Origin of the sequence: Embleya scabrispora DSM 41855, assembly GCF_000372745.1 — a bacterium.
In the GTDB taxonomy this organism is placed as follows: domain Bacteria; phylum Actinomycetota; class Actinomycetes; order Streptomycetales; family Streptomycetaceae; genus Embleya; species Embleya scabrispora.
Genome location: NZ_KB889640.1, coordinates 91390 through 106833, shown reverse-complemented (window position 1 = coordinate 106833; position 15444 = coordinate 91390). Strand labels below are relative to the sequence as shown.

Annotated in this window: 15 protein-coding genes and 1 riboswitch; of the genes, 13 read left to right on the top strand and 2 right to left on the bottom strand. The window is 73.1% G+C overall.

Features of this window, described 5'->3' with window-relative positions; all coding sequences use genetic code 11:
* Positions 1-329 precede the first annotated feature (329 nt).
* The 5 genes from A3IC_RS62310 to A3IC_RS0114970 all read left to right on the top strand — a co-directional run bounded on the left by A3IC_RS62310 (position 330) and on the right by A3IC_RS0114970 (position 3377).
* Positions 330-839 (top strand): LAETG motif-containing sortase-dependent surface protein, encoded by a 510-nt coding sequence (locus A3IC_RS62310; RefSeq protein ID WP_020550862.1) that lies wholly within the window; start codon positions 330-332, stop codon positions 837-839.
* A 307-nt stretch (positions 840-1146) separates the two neighbouring features.
* Positions 1147-1626: an RNA polymerase sigma factor gene (locus A3IC_RS54565; protein WP_079026453.1), complete on the top strand. Its 480-nt coding sequence runs from the start codon at positions 1147-1149 to the stop codon at positions 1624-1626.
* Positions 1623-2153: a hypothetical protein gene (locus A3IC_RS62305; RefSeq protein ID WP_020550860.1), complete on the top strand. Its 531-nt coding sequence runs from the start codon at positions 1623-1625 to the stop codon at positions 2151-2153. Before A3IC_RS54565 ends, A3IC_RS62305 begins: the two co-directional genes overlap by 4 nt.
* A gap of 421 nt (positions 2154-2574) precedes the next feature.
* Positions 2575-2877, top strand: coding sequence for a helix-turn-helix domain-containing protein (locus A3IC_RS0114975; protein ID WP_020550859.1), 303 nt, complete (start codon positions 2575-2577; stop codon positions 2875-2877).
* Positions 2874-3377 (top strand): hypothetical protein, encoded by a 504-nt coding sequence (locus A3IC_RS0114970; protein WP_020550858.1) that lies wholly within the window; start codon positions 2874-2876, stop codon positions 3375-3377. Before A3IC_RS0114975 ends, A3IC_RS0114970 begins: the two co-directional genes overlap by 4 nt.
* Positions 3378-3528: 151 nt before the next feature.
* Here the strand turns inward: A3IC_RS0114970 and A3IC_RS0114965 are convergent, their stop codons facing one another.
* Positions 3529-5073 (bottom strand): MFS transporter, encoded by a 1545-nt coding sequence (locus A3IC_RS0114965; protein WP_020550857.1) that lies wholly within the window; start codon positions 5071-5073, stop codon positions 3529-3531.
* A 241-nt stretch (positions 5074-5314) separates the two neighbouring features.
* Between A3IC_RS0114965 and A3IC_RS54555 the strand changes: the two genes are divergently transcribed.
* The 4 genes from A3IC_RS54555 to A3IC_RS0114945 all read left to right on the top strand — a co-directional run bounded on the left by A3IC_RS54555 (position 5315) and on the right by A3IC_RS0114945 (position 8169).
* On the top strand, positions 5315-6310 hold the full coding sequence (locus A3IC_RS54555) for an Lrp/AsnC family transcriptional regulator (RefSeq protein WP_020550856.1): 996 nt from the start codon (positions 5315-5317) through the stop codon (positions 6308-6310).
* A 78-nt stretch (positions 6311-6388) separates the two neighbouring features.
* Positions 6389-6664 (top strand): DUF1330 domain-containing protein, encoded by a 276-nt coding sequence (locus A3IC_RS54550; protein WP_205354198.1) that lies wholly within the window; start codon positions 6389-6391, stop codon positions 6662-6664.
* Between the two features lie 53 nt (positions 6665-6717).
* Positions 6718-7113 carry a GNAT family N-acetyltransferase gene (locus tag A3IC_RS0114950; protein ID WP_020550854.1) on the top strand — a complete coding sequence of 132 codons (396 nt, stop codon included), beginning with the start codon at positions 6718-6720 and terminating at the stop codon, positions 7111-7113.
* A gap of 141 nt (positions 7114-7254) precedes the next feature.
* On the top strand, positions 7255-8169 hold the full coding sequence (locus tag A3IC_RS0114945) for a SigB/SigF/SigG family RNA polymerase sigma factor (RefSeq protein WP_020550853.1): 915 nt from the start codon (positions 7255-7257) through the stop codon (positions 8167-8169).
* Between the two features lie 90 nt (positions 8170-8259).
* On the opposite strand, the gene ribB is transcribed toward A3IC_RS0114945, so the two are convergent.
* Positions 8260-8931 (bottom strand): 3,4-dihydroxy-2-butanone-4-phosphate synthase, encoded by a 672-nt coding sequence (gene ribB, locus A3IC_RS54545; RefSeq protein ID WP_020550852.1) that lies wholly within the window; start codon positions 8929-8931, stop codon positions 8260-8262.
* 253 nt (positions 8932-9184) lie between these two features.
* A riboswitch (FMN riboswitch) is annotated at positions 9185-9315 on the bottom strand.
* A 277-nt stretch (positions 9316-9592) separates the two neighbouring features.
* On the opposite strand from ribB, the gene A3IC_RS54540 reads away from it, so the two are divergent.
* From A3IC_RS54540 to A3IC_RS62300, 4 genes are all read left to right on the top strand, one after another.
* On the top strand, positions 9593-9814 hold the full coding sequence (locus A3IC_RS54540; RefSeq protein WP_020550851.1) for a hypothetical protein: 222 nt from the start codon (positions 9593-9595) through the stop codon (positions 9812-9814).
* Between the two features lie 238 nt (positions 9815-10052).
* The gene (locus A3IC_RS0114930; protein WP_020550850.1) at positions 10053-11156 is read left to right on the top strand and encodes a carboxylate-amine ligase; all 1104 of its coding nucleotides are present in this window, start codon (positions 10053-10055) and stop codon (positions 11154-11156) included.
* Between the two features lie 189 nt (positions 11157-11345).
* A complete protein-coding gene (gene lanL, locus A3IC_RS54535; protein ID WP_020550849.1) occupies positions 11346-14090 on the top strand; it encodes a class IV lanthionine synthetase LanL in 2745 nt (914 codons plus the stop codon).
* A 167-nt stretch (positions 14091-14257) separates the two neighbouring features.
* Positions 14258-15355 carry a lanthionine synthetase LanC family protein gene (locus A3IC_RS62300; protein ID WP_079026450.1) on the top strand — a complete coding sequence of 366 codons (1098 nt, stop codon included), beginning with the start codon at positions 14258-14260 and terminating at the stop codon, positions 15353-15355.
* Positions 15356-15444 lie beyond the last annotated feature (89 nt).

Sequence of the window (15444 nt, the reverse complement as noted above, 5' to 3'; positions counted from 1 at the left end):
CGCGCCCCGTGCCGACCGGTCCCAGCCGCGGCAACCCCCGCGATCGGGCTCGGGCCGTACGCCCTCGCGTATGTGACGTGTGTGATCGACCGGATGTGACTCGATCCGGGCCGTGCGACGGCGAATTCGGTGTGCTTTCGGTAACGGCCGGCTGTCGGGGCCGGGTACCGGGGCGCTCGCGGAGCGATGACGAGGACGTTTTCGGTCCGGTGAAAAAAGTTCGCCGGGATCGGGAACCCGGTGCGAAGTCACGCGTCTGGATGTCCGTCACCCGATGGTGGCGGCCTCCGTGTGCACGGCGGCCCGTTCGATGCTCCACAAGGAGAACGGTGTTCAATCCTTCCCCGCGCCTTCCGCGCCGCAAGACCGCATCGCCACACGGCGGCCGGGCCCGGATCCGGGCCGGTCGCGTCCTCGGCGCCGGCCTCGTACTCGCGGCCTCGGCCGTGCTGTTGCCGCAGAGCCCGGCCATGGCCGCCGACGCCCCGCCGGCCGGCCAGGCCCGTGCCGCGGACAGCCGGGCCACCCCGGCCACCGCACCCCCGACGGCCCCACAGGTCGCGACTCCGCCCGCCCGTCCGGGTGCCCCGTCGGCGTCCCCGCCCGCCCGTCCGGGCGACCCGTCGGCGGCGCCGACCACCCCGCCGCGCGAACCGTCAGCGGCGCCGACCACCCCTCCGCGCGACCCGTCGGCCACCCCGTCGGCGGTGCCGCCGCGCCTGGCCGAGACCGGCGGTGACGACAAGACCGCGCTGTACATCGGCGGCGCCGCGGGGCTGCTCCTGCTCGGCGGCGGCGCCGTCGTGCTCGGCAAACGTCGCGGGCGTACCGCGACCTGATCGGTGCGTGGAACCGGCCGGTGTACCGAGGACGTCGACGTCTCCGGTACACCGGCAGGCCACGGCGCACCGCCGGCCTGCACCTCGACGGCGGGGTGCTCGCGCACGTACGCCGGCGGCCCGCGGCACCGCACCCCATCGATACACACCCGAGGAGTTCACGGCCATCCAGGAATCCCACGTCCGGGGCCGGCACGATCCGATCCCGATCCATCCGGCGCCGCCCGTCGAAGACACCCCGCCCCGTCGGCGTGCGTTCGGCCTGTTCCGTCGCCGGACCCGGGAGCCCGGTGAGCCGCCGCCGACCATGGCGCAGCTCTACCACGCGCATCGGATGCGCCTGGTGCGCCTGGCCACGCTGCTGGTGGACGATCAGGAGACCGCGGAGGACGTCGTGCAGGAGGCGTTCACGGCGGCCTTCCGCCGATACGGCGCGCGTCTGGGCGAACTCGACGACCCACCCGCCTACCTACGGCGCTGCGTGGTCAACGGCGCCCGATCGGTGCTGCGCCGACGGCGGACCGCCCGGGCCTGGATACCGCCGGTGCCGCCGCCGGTGGCCTCGCCCGAGGACGACGCGCTGCGGGCCGAACGCGACCGGCGGCTGCGGCACGCGCTGGGGCGACTGACCCGGCGCCAACGTGAGGTGCTGGTGCTGCGCTACTGGGAGAACCTCAGCGAGACCGAGATCGCCGGCACGCTGGGCATCCCGTCCGGCACGGTGAAATCCACCGCGAGCCGCGGGCTGACCACGCTGCACCGATTGCTTATGGAGGACGACACGTGACGCGACACGGTGCCGAGCCCCTGCGGTCGGGCACGCCCGAGCACGCCGCGCTGGAGGCCGAACTGCGCGACTGGATGGGCCGACGGGCCGACGCGGTGACCGCCGAGACGGTGCGCGTTGGGGAAGTGCCGCTGCCGGCCGTGCCGGTGCGCGGGCGCCGCGTCCCGCTGCGACTGGCGTTGCCGGTGGCGGCACTTGCCGTGGCCGCGGCGGGTTGGGCGGTGCTCGGCACGGCCGCCGACTCGGACGCCCCGCGCCCGGTGCGGGTGCCGCCGGCCGCACCCGCTCCGCAGACCGGTGCGCCGACGCCGAGCACGTCCGCGCCCGCGCCCGCGCCCACGCCCGTCGCCACGGCGTCGTCGCCGCCGACCACGGCACCGTCGGGCCCGCCGCCCGCCTCGCGCCCTCCGTCCCACCCGCCCGGCGCTCCCTCGGCCGACACCCCGTCCAGCGCGCGCCGACCCTCGGGTCCCGACGACCCGGCCCGGACCGTTCCGCCCGTCGGCGAGGGTCGGCGCGTCGGCTGAGCGATCGAGCGCCGCAGTCACGACGCCCACCCGTCGTCCCCGGTCTCCGGCGTCCCGGTGCGCACGCTCCGCGTCGGCCCGGGGCGGTGAGCGGGCCCGGGTCGACCTCGGGGCCTCGGCCGAACCGAGCAGCTCGGCCGGGTCCGCACCGCCCGGGGCGGTCGATTTCCCGGGCACCCGGCCCGAACTCCCGACGGTGGTCCGGGCCTTGGCCCACCGGGACCCGCTCTCGCGACGAACCGTGCGTGCCCGGTCGACATCCCGTCTCAAGACAGCGTCGCGGTGGTACCGCGTGTTCGTGTGACGCGGCAACTTTCCCGCAGAGAGGGATGATTGTCCTCCTCCCGGTCTACCGCTCCCGCAACCGGCGATCTACTCTGCGGAGATGAGAGATGTTGCGCCTGGGGTGCGTGGGACCAGAATGGCGGAGCCGATACCCAACTCGGCCCCCTCTGACGCGGATCCGGACACGGACGAACCGATCCGGATGATCGTGGTGCGCAACGTGCGCATGCTCGCGCGCCGTGACGGCTACACGGACGGCGCGATCGGCGAGGCGCTGGGCCACGGCCGGTCCTGGGCGTGGCGTCGATTCACCGGTGAACTCCCCTTCGACCTCAACGATGTGGAGCGCCTGGCCCAACTGTTCCAGGTGGAACCGGCGCACCTGCTCGCCCCCGCCCACACGTGGGCTCCGGACCCGGCCCGAAGGGTTGTCTCATGAGCACCGACCGTCGCCCGAGCAGCCGGCGCAACCGAACCGACGCCAAGCACCGCGTGGACCGCGTCGCGGCCCGCGCCGCCCGACACAACGACGGGGCCTCCGTACCGGCCATGTCCTCGGAGGTGATCGAAGCCGCGCTCTACCGCGCGGCCGAGGGCAGCCACTCCGCGCAGGCGACCACGTACATCCTCACCGAGGAAGGCTCGTTCGTACGCCGTCCCGAGCTGTACGCGGTGTGCCTGGACTGGTCCGACGACGGCCGCTACGCGGCGGTGCGCTGGCGGACGCTGCGCGAGGTGGTCACCGCCGCCGACGCGCCGTTCCCGCCGGGGGCGTTGCGCACGATGCTGCTGCTGTGCTGTTCGCTGCATGACGACGGCCCGGCGCCGCTGTCCCAGCTGTCCCTGCTCGACTCGACCAACGCGCGGATCGTGTCCCGCGGAATCCACATCGCCACCGGCGCCCTACCGCTGCGTCAGGCCCTGGGCAACGCACCGTGACATGAGCGCCTCGCTCGCCGGACGGCAACTTTCGCAACAGTGCGGGCATTTGGCACCGGAGTGCTCGGCCTGCGCCCACCCTCCGCCTTCCGGAGCGCCCGCCGCCCGGGAGCGCCCGCGGACCACGGGCCCGGCCGGGCGGCGGGGGATGTCACTTCGCCACCGGCGCGGGGGCGGCCTCCTGCTCGGGCGCGGGGCGGGTCGGCTCGCCGGCGCGGGACGCGGGCGCGGACCGCACGGTCAGCAGGACGAGCGCGCCCGCCGCGAGGCCGAGCACCCCGCACAGCACGAACGCGCGGTCCAGGCCCGCCGCGAACGCCTCGCGCAGCGCGCCCTGTACGGCGTCCCTGGATCCGGCCGGCGCCGCCGCCACGATGCCCTGGGCCCGACCGCCGCCCAACGCCTCGGCGGTGGTGTGCGGGTCGCCGATCGCGGTGGCATCGCGCAACGAGTCGGCCGCGCCGTCGCGGAAGACCACGCCCACCACGGCGATGCCCAGCGCGAAGCCCAGTTGGCGGAATGTGTTCAGTGCTCCGCCGGCCATCCCGGCTCGCGCGGGCGGCACGGCGGCCAGCGCCGCACCGGCCATCTGCGGCATGGCCAGGCCCACCCCGACCCCACCCAGGACCAGGCCGGGAGCCAGTGCCGTCCAGTGCGATCCCGCGTCGACGAGGGTCAGCGCGAGGCTGCCGACGCCGATGAACGCCGCACCGATCCCGAGCGGCCACTTGGGTCCGACTCCGTGCAGGAAGCGGCCCGCCAGCGCGGACACCACGAACGAGGTGGCGGCCAATGGCAGCAGCGCCAGTCCGGCCTCGACCGGGTCGTGGCCGAGCACCGACTGGAGCCACACCGACATCTGCGGGAACGCGGCGAACGCGGCGAACTGGATCAACAGACCGGCGGCCATGATCGCGCCGAAAGCCCCCCGGCGGAACAGCGCGAGGTCGATCATCGGCTCGGCGACCCGGATCTCGGCCGACACGAACAGCGCGAACGCGAGCACGGCGCCGACGAACACGCCGAGCGTCCCGCGCTCGGTCCAGCCATCGCTGCCCGCGCGGATGAACCCGTAGGTGAGCAGCGCCGCGCCGAGGGTGAAGGTGAACATGCCCAGCAGGTCCGGGCGGGCCGAGCGGTTGCCGTGTGATTCGGCGAGCATCCGCCGGGACATCGCCACCGTGAGCACGCCGATGGGCACATTGATCAGGAAGATCGCCTGCCAGCCGAAGTGTTGCGTGAGCAGGCCGCCGAGGATGGGGCCCACCGCCGCCGCGGCCCCGCTGATCGAACCCCACACGCCGAACGCGACACCCCGGTCCCGGCCCTGGTAGGCGTGTCCGAGCAGGGCGATCGTGGTGGCGAACATCGCCGCACCGCCGACGCCCTGCAGTGCCCGCCCCGCGATCAGCGTCGCCGTGTCGGAGGCGAGCGCGCAGATCAGCGACGCGGCGGTGAACACCACCGTGCCGACGCCGAAGACCCGTCTGCGCCCGACCCGGTCGGCCAGGGACCCGGCGCCGAGCATGAGCGCGGCCGGCGCGAGCGAGTAGGCGTCCAGCACCCACTGCAAATCGGTGTACGAGGAGCCCAGGTCGGTACTCATGTCCGGCATGGCGACGATGACGATCGTGACGTCGACGAGCAGCATGAACGATCCGAGGCAGATCGCGAAGAGCGGTCCCCACTTGCGCACGATGACTCCTTGACCGAACAACCGGGCATGCCGGACGAGCCGGACGACCGGATGAGTCGGCTGAATTGGTCCGATGAGCCGAGTCGGCTGAACGGAATGAATCGGACGAGTCGGGCTGACGTCGGCCGCCACCGGCCGCCACCCGCTCATCCCGCTGACGGAAACAGTCGCCGATGTGCGGGATCCGGTCGAGGAGTACGTCTCCATGTGGCGGATTCCTGTTACGGATAGGCTCCGTGCGGTGGGATCAATCAATTTCGACGCCGTCGACCTGGGTATCGTGCACGCACTCGACATCGACGGCCGGGTGCCCTTCGCGCGGATTGCCGAGGTGCTGGGCGTCTCCGACGCGACCGTGCTGCGGCACTACCGCCGGATGCGCGCGAACGATGGCATCCGGGTGGTGCCGGTCACCGACCTGCGCCGCACCGGCCAGACATCGTGGGTCCTGCGGGTGCGGTGTACGCCGGGCGCGGTGGACGCGGTCGCGCAGGGTCTGGGCCGGCGGCCGGACGTCTCCTGGGTGCACGTGCCGGCGGCCGGAACCGACGTGTTGTGCGTGACCGGGCCGAAGGGCCCCGAGTACCCGGGCGACGACCTGTCCCGGCAACTGGGCCGGGTGGCCGGGGTGGTCGGGGTGGAGACCCACTGCACGCTGCGCGTGGTCGTGGGCGGGCCGATGAGCTGTTGGCAGGCGCAGAACATCGGACTGACCGCGGATCAGGTCGACGAGCTGACCCGGACCGCGCCGAAGGCGTCGTGGGACGCGCCGGCGCCCGCGTGGGTGGACGGTGACCGGGAACTGTTCGCGGCCTTGGCCGAGGACGGTCGCGCCTCGTACGCGGAGCTGGCCCGGGCCTGCGGCATCTCGGAGTCGGCGGCGCGTCGGCGGGTGGAACTGCTGCGTGCCTCGGGCGTGTTGTTCTTCGAGGTGGAGACGGATCCGGTGAATCTGGGGTACGGCCTGCCCGCGTTCCTGTGGATGAACGTGCGGCCGTCCGCCCTGGACGCGGTCGCCGACGTGGTGGCGGCCGATGCCCGCGTGGTGTTCGGTGCCGTGGTCACCGGTCGTTCGAACTTCCTGCTGAGCGTGCTGTGTCGGGATGCCGCCGACCTGTACGACTTCCTCGCCCGTTCGCTGGGCTCGGTCGAGGGCATCACGAACGTGGAGACCACGCCGATCGTCGAGACGCTCAAGCGCGAGGGGCCGATGCCCCGGCCGCGTCGGCGTCGCTGACTCGGCGCGGATCGTTTGGCGCGGTGCAGCGTTCCTTCCGCGATTCGACGTTGTTCCGACCGCGCCGGCCGACGAGTGTTGAGGAGTGCCTCCACCGCGTCCGCGGCGGAGCCCGACGTCCGCCACGCCCCCGACGCGGCGCGCCGAGCGACGTGCCTCGTCGACCCCGGCGCCGGCGGTCGGCGTCCACCCCAGGAGGGCATCTGGGCCTCCTCGCGGTTGATCGTGATCGAATTCCCGGACCTGGCACGGATCACCCGCTGGTACGAATCCGCCGAGTACCGCCGGGCCCGGGAGATCCGCAAGACCGCGCTGCCGCTGCGGATGCTCTTCGCGGAGGGCACCTCCGAGTAGCCCGCCGGACCCGTTCCGTGGGCAGCGGCCCGCGCGCTTCCTAGGATTGCCGCATGACGGTGACCTTCGAATGGCGGGGCGACTTCGACAACTCCGCCGTCAACGCGCTGCATGCCGAGGGATTCGAGCATCCGCCGCTGCCGATCGACTGGCGATCCCAGCTGTGTCGGCACAGCCTGGGCTGGGTGTGCGCATGGCAGGACGATCGCCTGGTCGGCTTCGTCAACGTGGCCTGGGACGGGGGAGTGCACGCGTTCGTCCTGGACACCGTGGTGGCCCGGCGAAATCGTCGGAGCGGGATCGGGGCGGAGTTGATCGCGGTGGCGGTGCGCGAGGCCCGGGCCGCGAAGTGCGAGTGGCTGCACGTCGACTTCGAGGACGGGCTGCGCCGGTTCTATGTCGACGCGTGCGGCTTCAGGCCGACGGACGCGGGTCTGATCCGGCTCTGAACGCGGTTGCGCGTACGGCGACGGCCGACAGTCGAGCGCGGCAGTGGCCCGGGCGTAGCCTCCCAACGGAACGTGTGTATGGTGCATGGATCGGGTGTGACGCAGACACCCGCCGCGCGAGACGCACCGGAAGGACGTGACATGACCGTTGGGATCGTGACCGACTCCCCGGCCGGCACCGCTCTGGTCGAGGAGACCGCCGGTGTCGCAGTGCCCCCTACGAGCGAATCGCCTGCCGGCACCGCCGCGCGCGCCCGGCTCGAACCGTCCGTCGCCGACGACGCCGGACCGCCGACCCGGAGCGACGCCCGGGCGATGTCCAAGTTGCTCTTCGAGCGCCTGAAGGCGCTGGAGGAGGGCACGCCGGAACGCCAGTACGCGCGCAACACCCTGATCGAACTGAACCTCCCGCTGGTGCGCTTCGTGGCGGCCCGCCACGGCTCGCGCCGGGAGGAGGCGCAGGAGATCGTCCAGGTCGGCACGATCGGCCTGATCAAGGCGATCGACCGTTTCGACCCGGCGTTCGGGTACGAGTTTCCCACCTTCGCGGTGCCCACCATCTCGGGTGAGATCAAGCGCTTCTTCCGGGACAACACGTGGGCCGTGCACGTCCCGCGCCGCCTTCAGGAACTGCGCCTGGAACTGGCCGAGGCCCGGGACGCGTTCACCGCCGAGCACGATCGCGAACCCACCGCGGCCGACCTCGCCGCGCGGCTGGACCTGGATGTCGCACAGGTGATCGAGGGCCTGGCCGCGGCGGCCGGCTACACCGCCGACTCGCTGGACGCCCCCGCCGCCGACGACGGGCCCCTCCAGGCGCATGCGGCGCGGGCCTCGTTCGTCGATCCCGGCTTCGCCCGGGTCGAGGACCTGCACGCGCTCAAGCCGCTGATCGCCGCCCTCCCGGAACGCGAGCGGACCATCCTGGCACTGCGCTTCGGCCGGGAACTGACCCAGTCGCAGATCGCCGAACGGCTCGGCATCTCCCAGATGCACGTCTCCCGACTGCTCGGTCGCACCCTGGCGGGCCTGCGCACCGGCCTGCTCGCCGACTGACCCGGCACGATCCGAGGTCACCGCACGCACCCCGGCGCGCCGCCGGGCCCCGGCCGGGACACGAACACGCCGTGCCCGGCCGGGGATCGCTCAGGTCAGGTCCGATCGCACCTCGACCGTCGCGCGGTACGCCGCCAGGTCACCCACCGAGATCAGGTGCAGTTCCTCCCGCTCGGCCAGCGCGACCAGATCGCCCAGGCGAGCCATGCTCCAGTCCGCGAGCACCACTTCGCACATCGCGGTGGCCCCGGACAATCCGGCGAGCCGGGACAGGTCCACGCCCGCCTCGGTATGCCCGTCCCGCGCCAACACGCCGCCTGGCACGGCCCGGATCGGGAACACGTGCCCGGGGCGACCCAGGTCCTCCGGCCGAGTCCCCGGGTCGGCCAACGCCCGAATCGTACGCGCCCGTTCGGCTGCGGAAATGCCGGTGGTGGCACCCTCCTTCAGATCGACCGAGACGGTGAACGCGGTCTCGTGCAGCCCGGTGTTCCGCGTCGTCATCGGCGGCAACTCCAGTCGGGCGAGCGTCTCGTCCGGCATGGCCACGCAGACCACTCCGGCGGTGTTCGCCAAGATGAACCGCATGGCCTCCTCGGTGGTGTGCTCCGCGGCCACCATGAGGTCACCCTCGTTCTCCCGGGATTCGTCGTCGAAGACGATCACGAAGTCGACGCGGGCAAACGCCTCGATCGCCCGCGTCACCTGCTCCAGGCGTTCGACCTCCGTGCCGGGCGGCTGCTCGTGAACTTGCTGTGTCATGCGAACTCTCCTGTGGTTTCGCGCAACGACCGCACCCGACGAGGGGATCGGTCGTACGCGTGGTTCCGGGCCAAGGAGGGGCCGCCCACGCGGGCAGACGTCTTCGACGCATGCCGCGGGGGACGGCCACGGCGTACGGGAGGATCCGGATCCGACAACGGCCCGTTCTCCCGTGCGCCGACGCCGTTCCGGGAGAAGCGAGCACGTTCGCTCCGCGTTCGGGCAGCGCCCGACCGCAGGAGTCGACGTGTCGCCGCGCACTGCCTTCCATCCGGACTTTCACCGTCGGTCCCGGATTTTCACCGGGTCAACCGGCCGCCGGCTGCGGTCGGGTCGCGGACTGTCACCGCCGGTTCGGAATTACACCGACCCCGGAGCGCGCGAACACTCACAGTGAGTCTTCCACGCCCGACGGCCACACCGATACGTGTCCCGCGTCACCAGCTCCGACCGACGGGTCGGTTGCCCCGAACGGCCGCACGCGGGCGCGGCCCGACGCCCGACGTCACCCGCGCGGCCCAGGGGTCCGACCGGGGATTCTCCCTGTTCGGGCGCCCGCGGAGCGCGGATCGACCGGGAAGCGGGAGCCGCTGGGAGTGCAGGGTGAGCCGGCAGCGGCTTACATGGTGAGGTCGATGGATCTCACGACACGGGAGCGGACATGCACGTGATGAGAGCGGTCCAGGACGCACAGAGCGTGGTGTGGCACGCGATGGAGAGCGAGGACGTCGCGCTGTGCGGCGTGACCCTGCCGGCCGGTCGGGAGGTGGACGGCACCCGCCGACGGGAGACGTTCTGTGTCCCGTGCATGAGCGAGGTCGAGCGGACCATGCATCCGGTCGACAACTCCGACGACCGCGCGGACGAGGAGACGCCGGTCTGACCCTTGAACCCGCCCGAGGGGCGCCGCGCCGGCGGCGCCCCTCGGCATGCGGGCCGAAGGGTTCTCGGGCCGAAGGTTCTCGGGCCGGAGGTGTGCCGAAGCGGCGCCTCGCCGATGGACAAGGTTCCAAGGAGTGCACGATGATGCGTGCGATTGTGGGGCACGCGGCGGCCCCCGTACTCCGTTCGACAGGCTGCGGATCCGCGTTCGTCGCGGGCATCGCGGTCGGTGACCGCGCGTGATCACGTTCGGGGTCGAGGAGGAGTACCTGCTCCTGGACCCCGCCGACGGCCGACCGATCCCCGTCGCCGAGGCGGTTCGCGCGGCGGCGGATCTGCAGCCGGCGGTGTCCGGCGGCGAGATCCAGTCCGAGTTGTTGCAGGTGCAGGTCGAGGTGGCGACGCCGGTGTGCGCGACCCTCGACGAGGTGGGCGGGCACCTGCTGCGGCTGCGCCACTCGGTGGCCGCGGCGGCCGAACAGGTGGGATGCCGCCTCGTCGCCTCCGGTAGCGCGCCCTTCGGCTCCCACGCCCCGCTCGTACTCACCGATCAGGTGCGTTATCACGCGCTGTACTCGGACGCCCCCCGCCTGGTCGAGGAGATGTTCATCAACGGGATGCACGTACACGTCGCCGTCCCCGACCGGGACGCGGGCGTGATCGTGGTCAATCGGCTGCGCCCCTGGTTGCCGCTGCTGGTGGCGATGGCCGCGAACTCGCCGATGTGGGAGGGCGGCGACACCGGCTTCTCGAGCTGGCGCACCATCGTGTACGGCCGCTGGTCGATCAGCGGGGTGCCACCCGAATTCGTCGACGCGGCCGACTACGACCGCCGGATCGAGGAATTGCTGGCCGCCGGCATCCTGCGAGACCGGGCCGGCGTCTACTGGCAGGTGAGGCTCTCCGACCGTTACCCCACCGTCGAGATCCGCGCCATGGACGTGCAACTGCGGGCCGAGGACGCGGTGATGCTCGCCGGGCTCGTCCGGGCTCTGGTCACCACCGTGCTGCGGGACGCGACGGCCGGTCAACTCGCGCCCCGACCCGCCCCCGAGTTCGTCACGGCGGCCCAGTGGTACGCCGCCCGGCACGGGCTGACCGACGCGCTGATCGATCCGCACGCGCCGCGCCGGCTCAAGGCCGGTGAACTGGTGGGCCGGCTGATGGACTACATCGCCCCGGTGCTGGCGGACACCGGGGACGCCCGCCAGATCGACGCACTCGTGCACCGTCTGCTGCGGGAGGGAACGGGGGCCGATCGGCAACGGGCGGCATTTCGGCACGGTGGTCGGGACGCGCTGCTGCGCCTGCTGGTGTCCGAATCGATGTCGGCCCACGGGTGATCGCGAAAGGCGACGTGCTCCCCTGCGGGTCGCGGTGGCGGGCCCTGAGCGGGAGGGGACGATGGCGCGGCGCGATGGGCCGGCCCCGGGTGAAGAGCCCGGGTGACGGCGTCGCGCGTACGGTATTCAGCTGATATATCGGGCTTGGCTCTGGTCGGGGCCCGGACGCGGTGGGAGGCTTGGCCGGTGATGTCGAGCTACCGGTTGTTGGTCGCACAGGTCCTGACCGAGATGAACTGCACCGACTCATGGCGGGTATGGCACGGCGATCCCTGGTGCATGGTGTCGCCTCCCGGGCACGTACGACGGCGGCAGGGTTGGAAGTTGCACCTGTCGTCGACCGCCCGATCCGCGCCGGACGTGTTGGATCGCGCGGCCCGGGTTCTCGTCGCCCACGGCTGCGCGTTCAAGTTCGCGGCCGACCCGGATGTGGCCGCCGAGCTGAACGGGGTCCGGGCCGCGCGGGCCCTGTCCGGCAAGTTCATTACGGCCTATCCGGCCGACGACGAGCAACTGGTGCTGCTCGCCGCCGAGTTGCACGCGGCGACCGAAGGTATGCCGGGGCCGGCCATTCTCTCGGATCGGCGCTACCGGCCGGACAGCGTGGTCCACTACCGGTTCGGCTGCTTCGCGCGCCCGCGCGAGCTCAACGACGAGGGGTTCTACGAGGGGCGACTGGAGGCACCCGACGGCACGTCGGAGCCGGACCGCCGCGAGGCATGGTTCTCCCCACCGCCCTGGGCGGTGGACCCGCTGGCCGCGCCGGCCCCGCCGCGCTTCGGGCGGCGTCGAGGCGACTCGGTTCTGCTCGCGCGCCGCTATCGGGTCCGCGAGGCGATTCGGCACTCGAACAGGGGCGGGGTCTACCGGGCACGCGACGAGCACACCGGCGAACAGGTCCTGATCAAGGAGGCCCGTCCGCACGTCGGGGCCGGGCCCGACGGTCGTGATGCCCGGGACTGGTTGCGGCACGAGGCGCAGGTGTTGGTGCGCCTGGCACCGCGGCGGATCACGCCCGAGGTGCGCGAGGTGTTCGACAGCGGTGGGCACGTCTTCCTGGTCGAGGACCTGATCGAGGGCATCAGCCTGACCCGGTGGACCGCGGACCGACTGGAGCGCCGACACGGCGACGACGGCCGGATCCCGGTCGCGGCCGGGTGGGAACTGGCCCGCGAACTCACCCGGTTGCTCGCGCAAGTGCACGCCGAGTCGCTGGTGCTGCGCGACTTCAAGCCGGGCAACGTGATGATGACACCCAAGGACTGCCCGGTGCTGGTGGACCTGGAGAGCGCGGTGCCGGCCGGCAGCGGTGTTCCGGTGGTCGGCACCCGCGGCTTCACCGCGCCCGAATACCTGGGCTCGGCCGGTGCCGGCCGAGCCGCGCCCGCGGCGGACTTCGCCGCGGACTGCTTCAGTCTGGGCGCGACCCTGCTCCAGGTCGGCGCCGGGATCAACCCGGTGCTGGCCGCCGAGGGCGCACCCGCGCGACCCGTCGGCGAGCGGATCGCCGCGCTCGTCGCGGCCGCCGGGCCCGCGGTGCCGCTGCTGCGCGCGCTGGCACCGCTGATCGTCGGGCTCACCGGCGAGGTCGCCGAGCGATGGACGCTGGACCGGGCCGCCGACTTCCTGCGTGCGGAACCCGACCCGACCCGACGGCCGGCGACCCGGCCACCCGCACCGGCCGGTCCCGACCGCCTACTGGCGGATGGGCTGAACCACCTGGCGCGCACGATGGACCCGGACGCCGAGTATCTGTGGCCCGCGCCGCGCTCGTTGCCGGACGGCGACCCGTGCAACGTGCAGCTCGGCGCGGCCGGCGTGCTCGCGGTATTGGACCGGGCCGTGCGGTGCGGGCGGCACGATCTGAAGCCGGCGCTGCGCACCGCCGCGCGCTGGCTCGATCGCCGGTCGACCCGGCCGGACCGGGTGTTGCCCGGGCTGTACTTCGGGCGCTCCGGCACGGCGTGGGCACTGTACGAGGCGGCCCGGACGCTGGCCGACGACGCGTTGGCGGAGCGGGCGGCGGCCTACGCCCTGGCCATCCCGACGACCGGGACCAACCCCGACGTGTGCCACGGCCTGGCCGGCGCGGGTACGGCCCAGTTACACCTGTGGCACGCCACCGGTGACCGGCGGTTCGCCGAGCGGGCCGGGCAGTGCGCGGACGCCGTGCTGCGGCTGCTCGCGGCCGCCGACGGCGGGGTGGACTGGCCGGTGGGCCCCGAGGTGCGCGCCGAGCTGGCCGGGTCGGCGCTGTACGGCTTCGGCCACGGGGTGGCCGGAAACGCGACGTTCCTGCTGTCGGCGGGCCGGGACTTGGACCGGCCGGAGCTGATCGACATCGCGGTCGGCGGCGGACACGCGCTCGCGGCGGTCGCCGATCGGCGCGGGGGCGTGGTGATGTGGCCGAAGGGACCCGGGCGCGGTGAGCGGCCGGGACTGGACTTCTGGTGCAACGGCACCTCCGGCGTCGGCACGTTCCTGGTCCGGCTGTGGCAGGCCACCGGCACGGACCGGTGGCTGGATCTGGCCGAGGGGGCGGCTCGCGCGGTGTATGCCGACCGCTGGCGGATCGGGCCGGGCTCGTGCCATGGCGTGGCCGGCAACGCCGAGCTGCTGCTCGATCTGTACGCGGCCACCGGGGACGAGCGTTACCGGTCCCAGGCGCACGACCTCGGCCGTTGTATCGCGGTGCGCGCCGCCCACCGGCACGGCCTGTTGCTCGTCCCGGACGACACGATGCGCGAGATGTGTGCCGCGTACGGCGTCGGGATGGCCGGCGTGTTGGATTTCCTGCTCCGCCTGGTGCACGGCGGACCTCGTTCGTGGCTGGTCGATCGGCCGGCCACCGGGCACGACCGGAATCCCGGGAAAGGGGAGCCGAGTGATGGAGAGTTCGGTTCTGGAACTTCAGGAACTGCCGGAGACCGATGAACATCAGGACCTCGAACCGATGATGTGTTGCGACACGGGTCACCACAGCTACGAGTGGACCGACCTGTGCGTGGCGGCACTCGACTGATTCGCCGAGGGTTTCGTGCGGGTGGCGCGGCCACCCGCACGAAACGTCCGGTGGTCCTTCGGCGCGAACGGGGCTCGGCATGGTGAGGACGGGGCCTGACGCGTGGACGCCGGTGGTGTCCGGGCCGATCGCGGTCGCCGCGCTGGAGCGGGTCGCGCTGCTGGCCGGGCGACCGCGGGCCACGCCGCGACGGGTACGGCACGATCTGGGCGGTGGCGGTGCCGGGTTGGCCGTGGTGTGCCGGCAATTGCATCGATGGCGGCCCGGGCAGGGGTGGCACGCGATGGCCGAGAGCTGGTTGGCGGCGGCCGAGGCGGGCGCGGACCGGTCGCGGGTTGGCGCTCGCGGCCTGTTCGGGGGTCTGGGCGGACCGCTGTTCGCCGCCTGGCTGCTCGGACACGAGCGACCGACGGCCGCAGCGGCGGCCGGGCGGTCCGGCGTCGATCCGCGCGGTGGGCGCGAGCTCGACCTGATCTCCGGTCTCACCGGGACCTGTACGAACCTGCTGGGTCGCGCCGCCGAGCCCGCCGCCGAGGCGGAACTGCGCGCGGGGCTGGCCGTGTTGTGCCGGTCCGCCGAGCCGGGGGTGTGGGCGGCGCCGGGCCTGGCGCACGGCATGGCCGGTCCGCTGGCCCTGCTGTCGCTGGCATATGCCGCCGACGTGCGGGTGGGCGGCCAGCGCGCCGCGATCGAGCGCATGGTCGGCCTGCTCGGCGCGCACCGGCAGGACGACGCGTGGGGGCCCGACTGGCGTGCGGGCACCGCCGACGCGCGACCCGCGCACGGCTCCTGGTGTGCGGGGGCGCCCGGCATCGCGCGGGCGCTGTGGTTGGCCGGCGACGCCCTGGAGGACGACGCGACGCGCGCGCTCGCGGTCGACGCGCTGGCGGCGGTGCTTGCCCGGCCGGCCCGGCGGCGACTGGTCGACAGGGCGCCGGGGCTGTGTCACGGACTCGCCGGGCTGCTTCAGATCACCGTGCGCTTCGCGCACGATACGGGCGACCCGATGTGGCATGCCGCGGCCGCGGGGCTGACCGAGGAACTGCTCGTGCGCCACCCGACGCCGGCCGACGCGGGCCCGGGCCTGCTGGAGGGCGCGGCCGGGGTGATCCTCGCGCTGCTCGCCGCCACCACGGCGACATCGCCGGACTGGGATCGGGCCCTGCTTCTCGGGTAATCGGGTGAGAGGCCGATGGTGTCCCGAGCCCACCACGACCGGTCGGGGCGGGCAAGGGCTCCGCCTCGACGTCGGAAGGCGGGACTTTG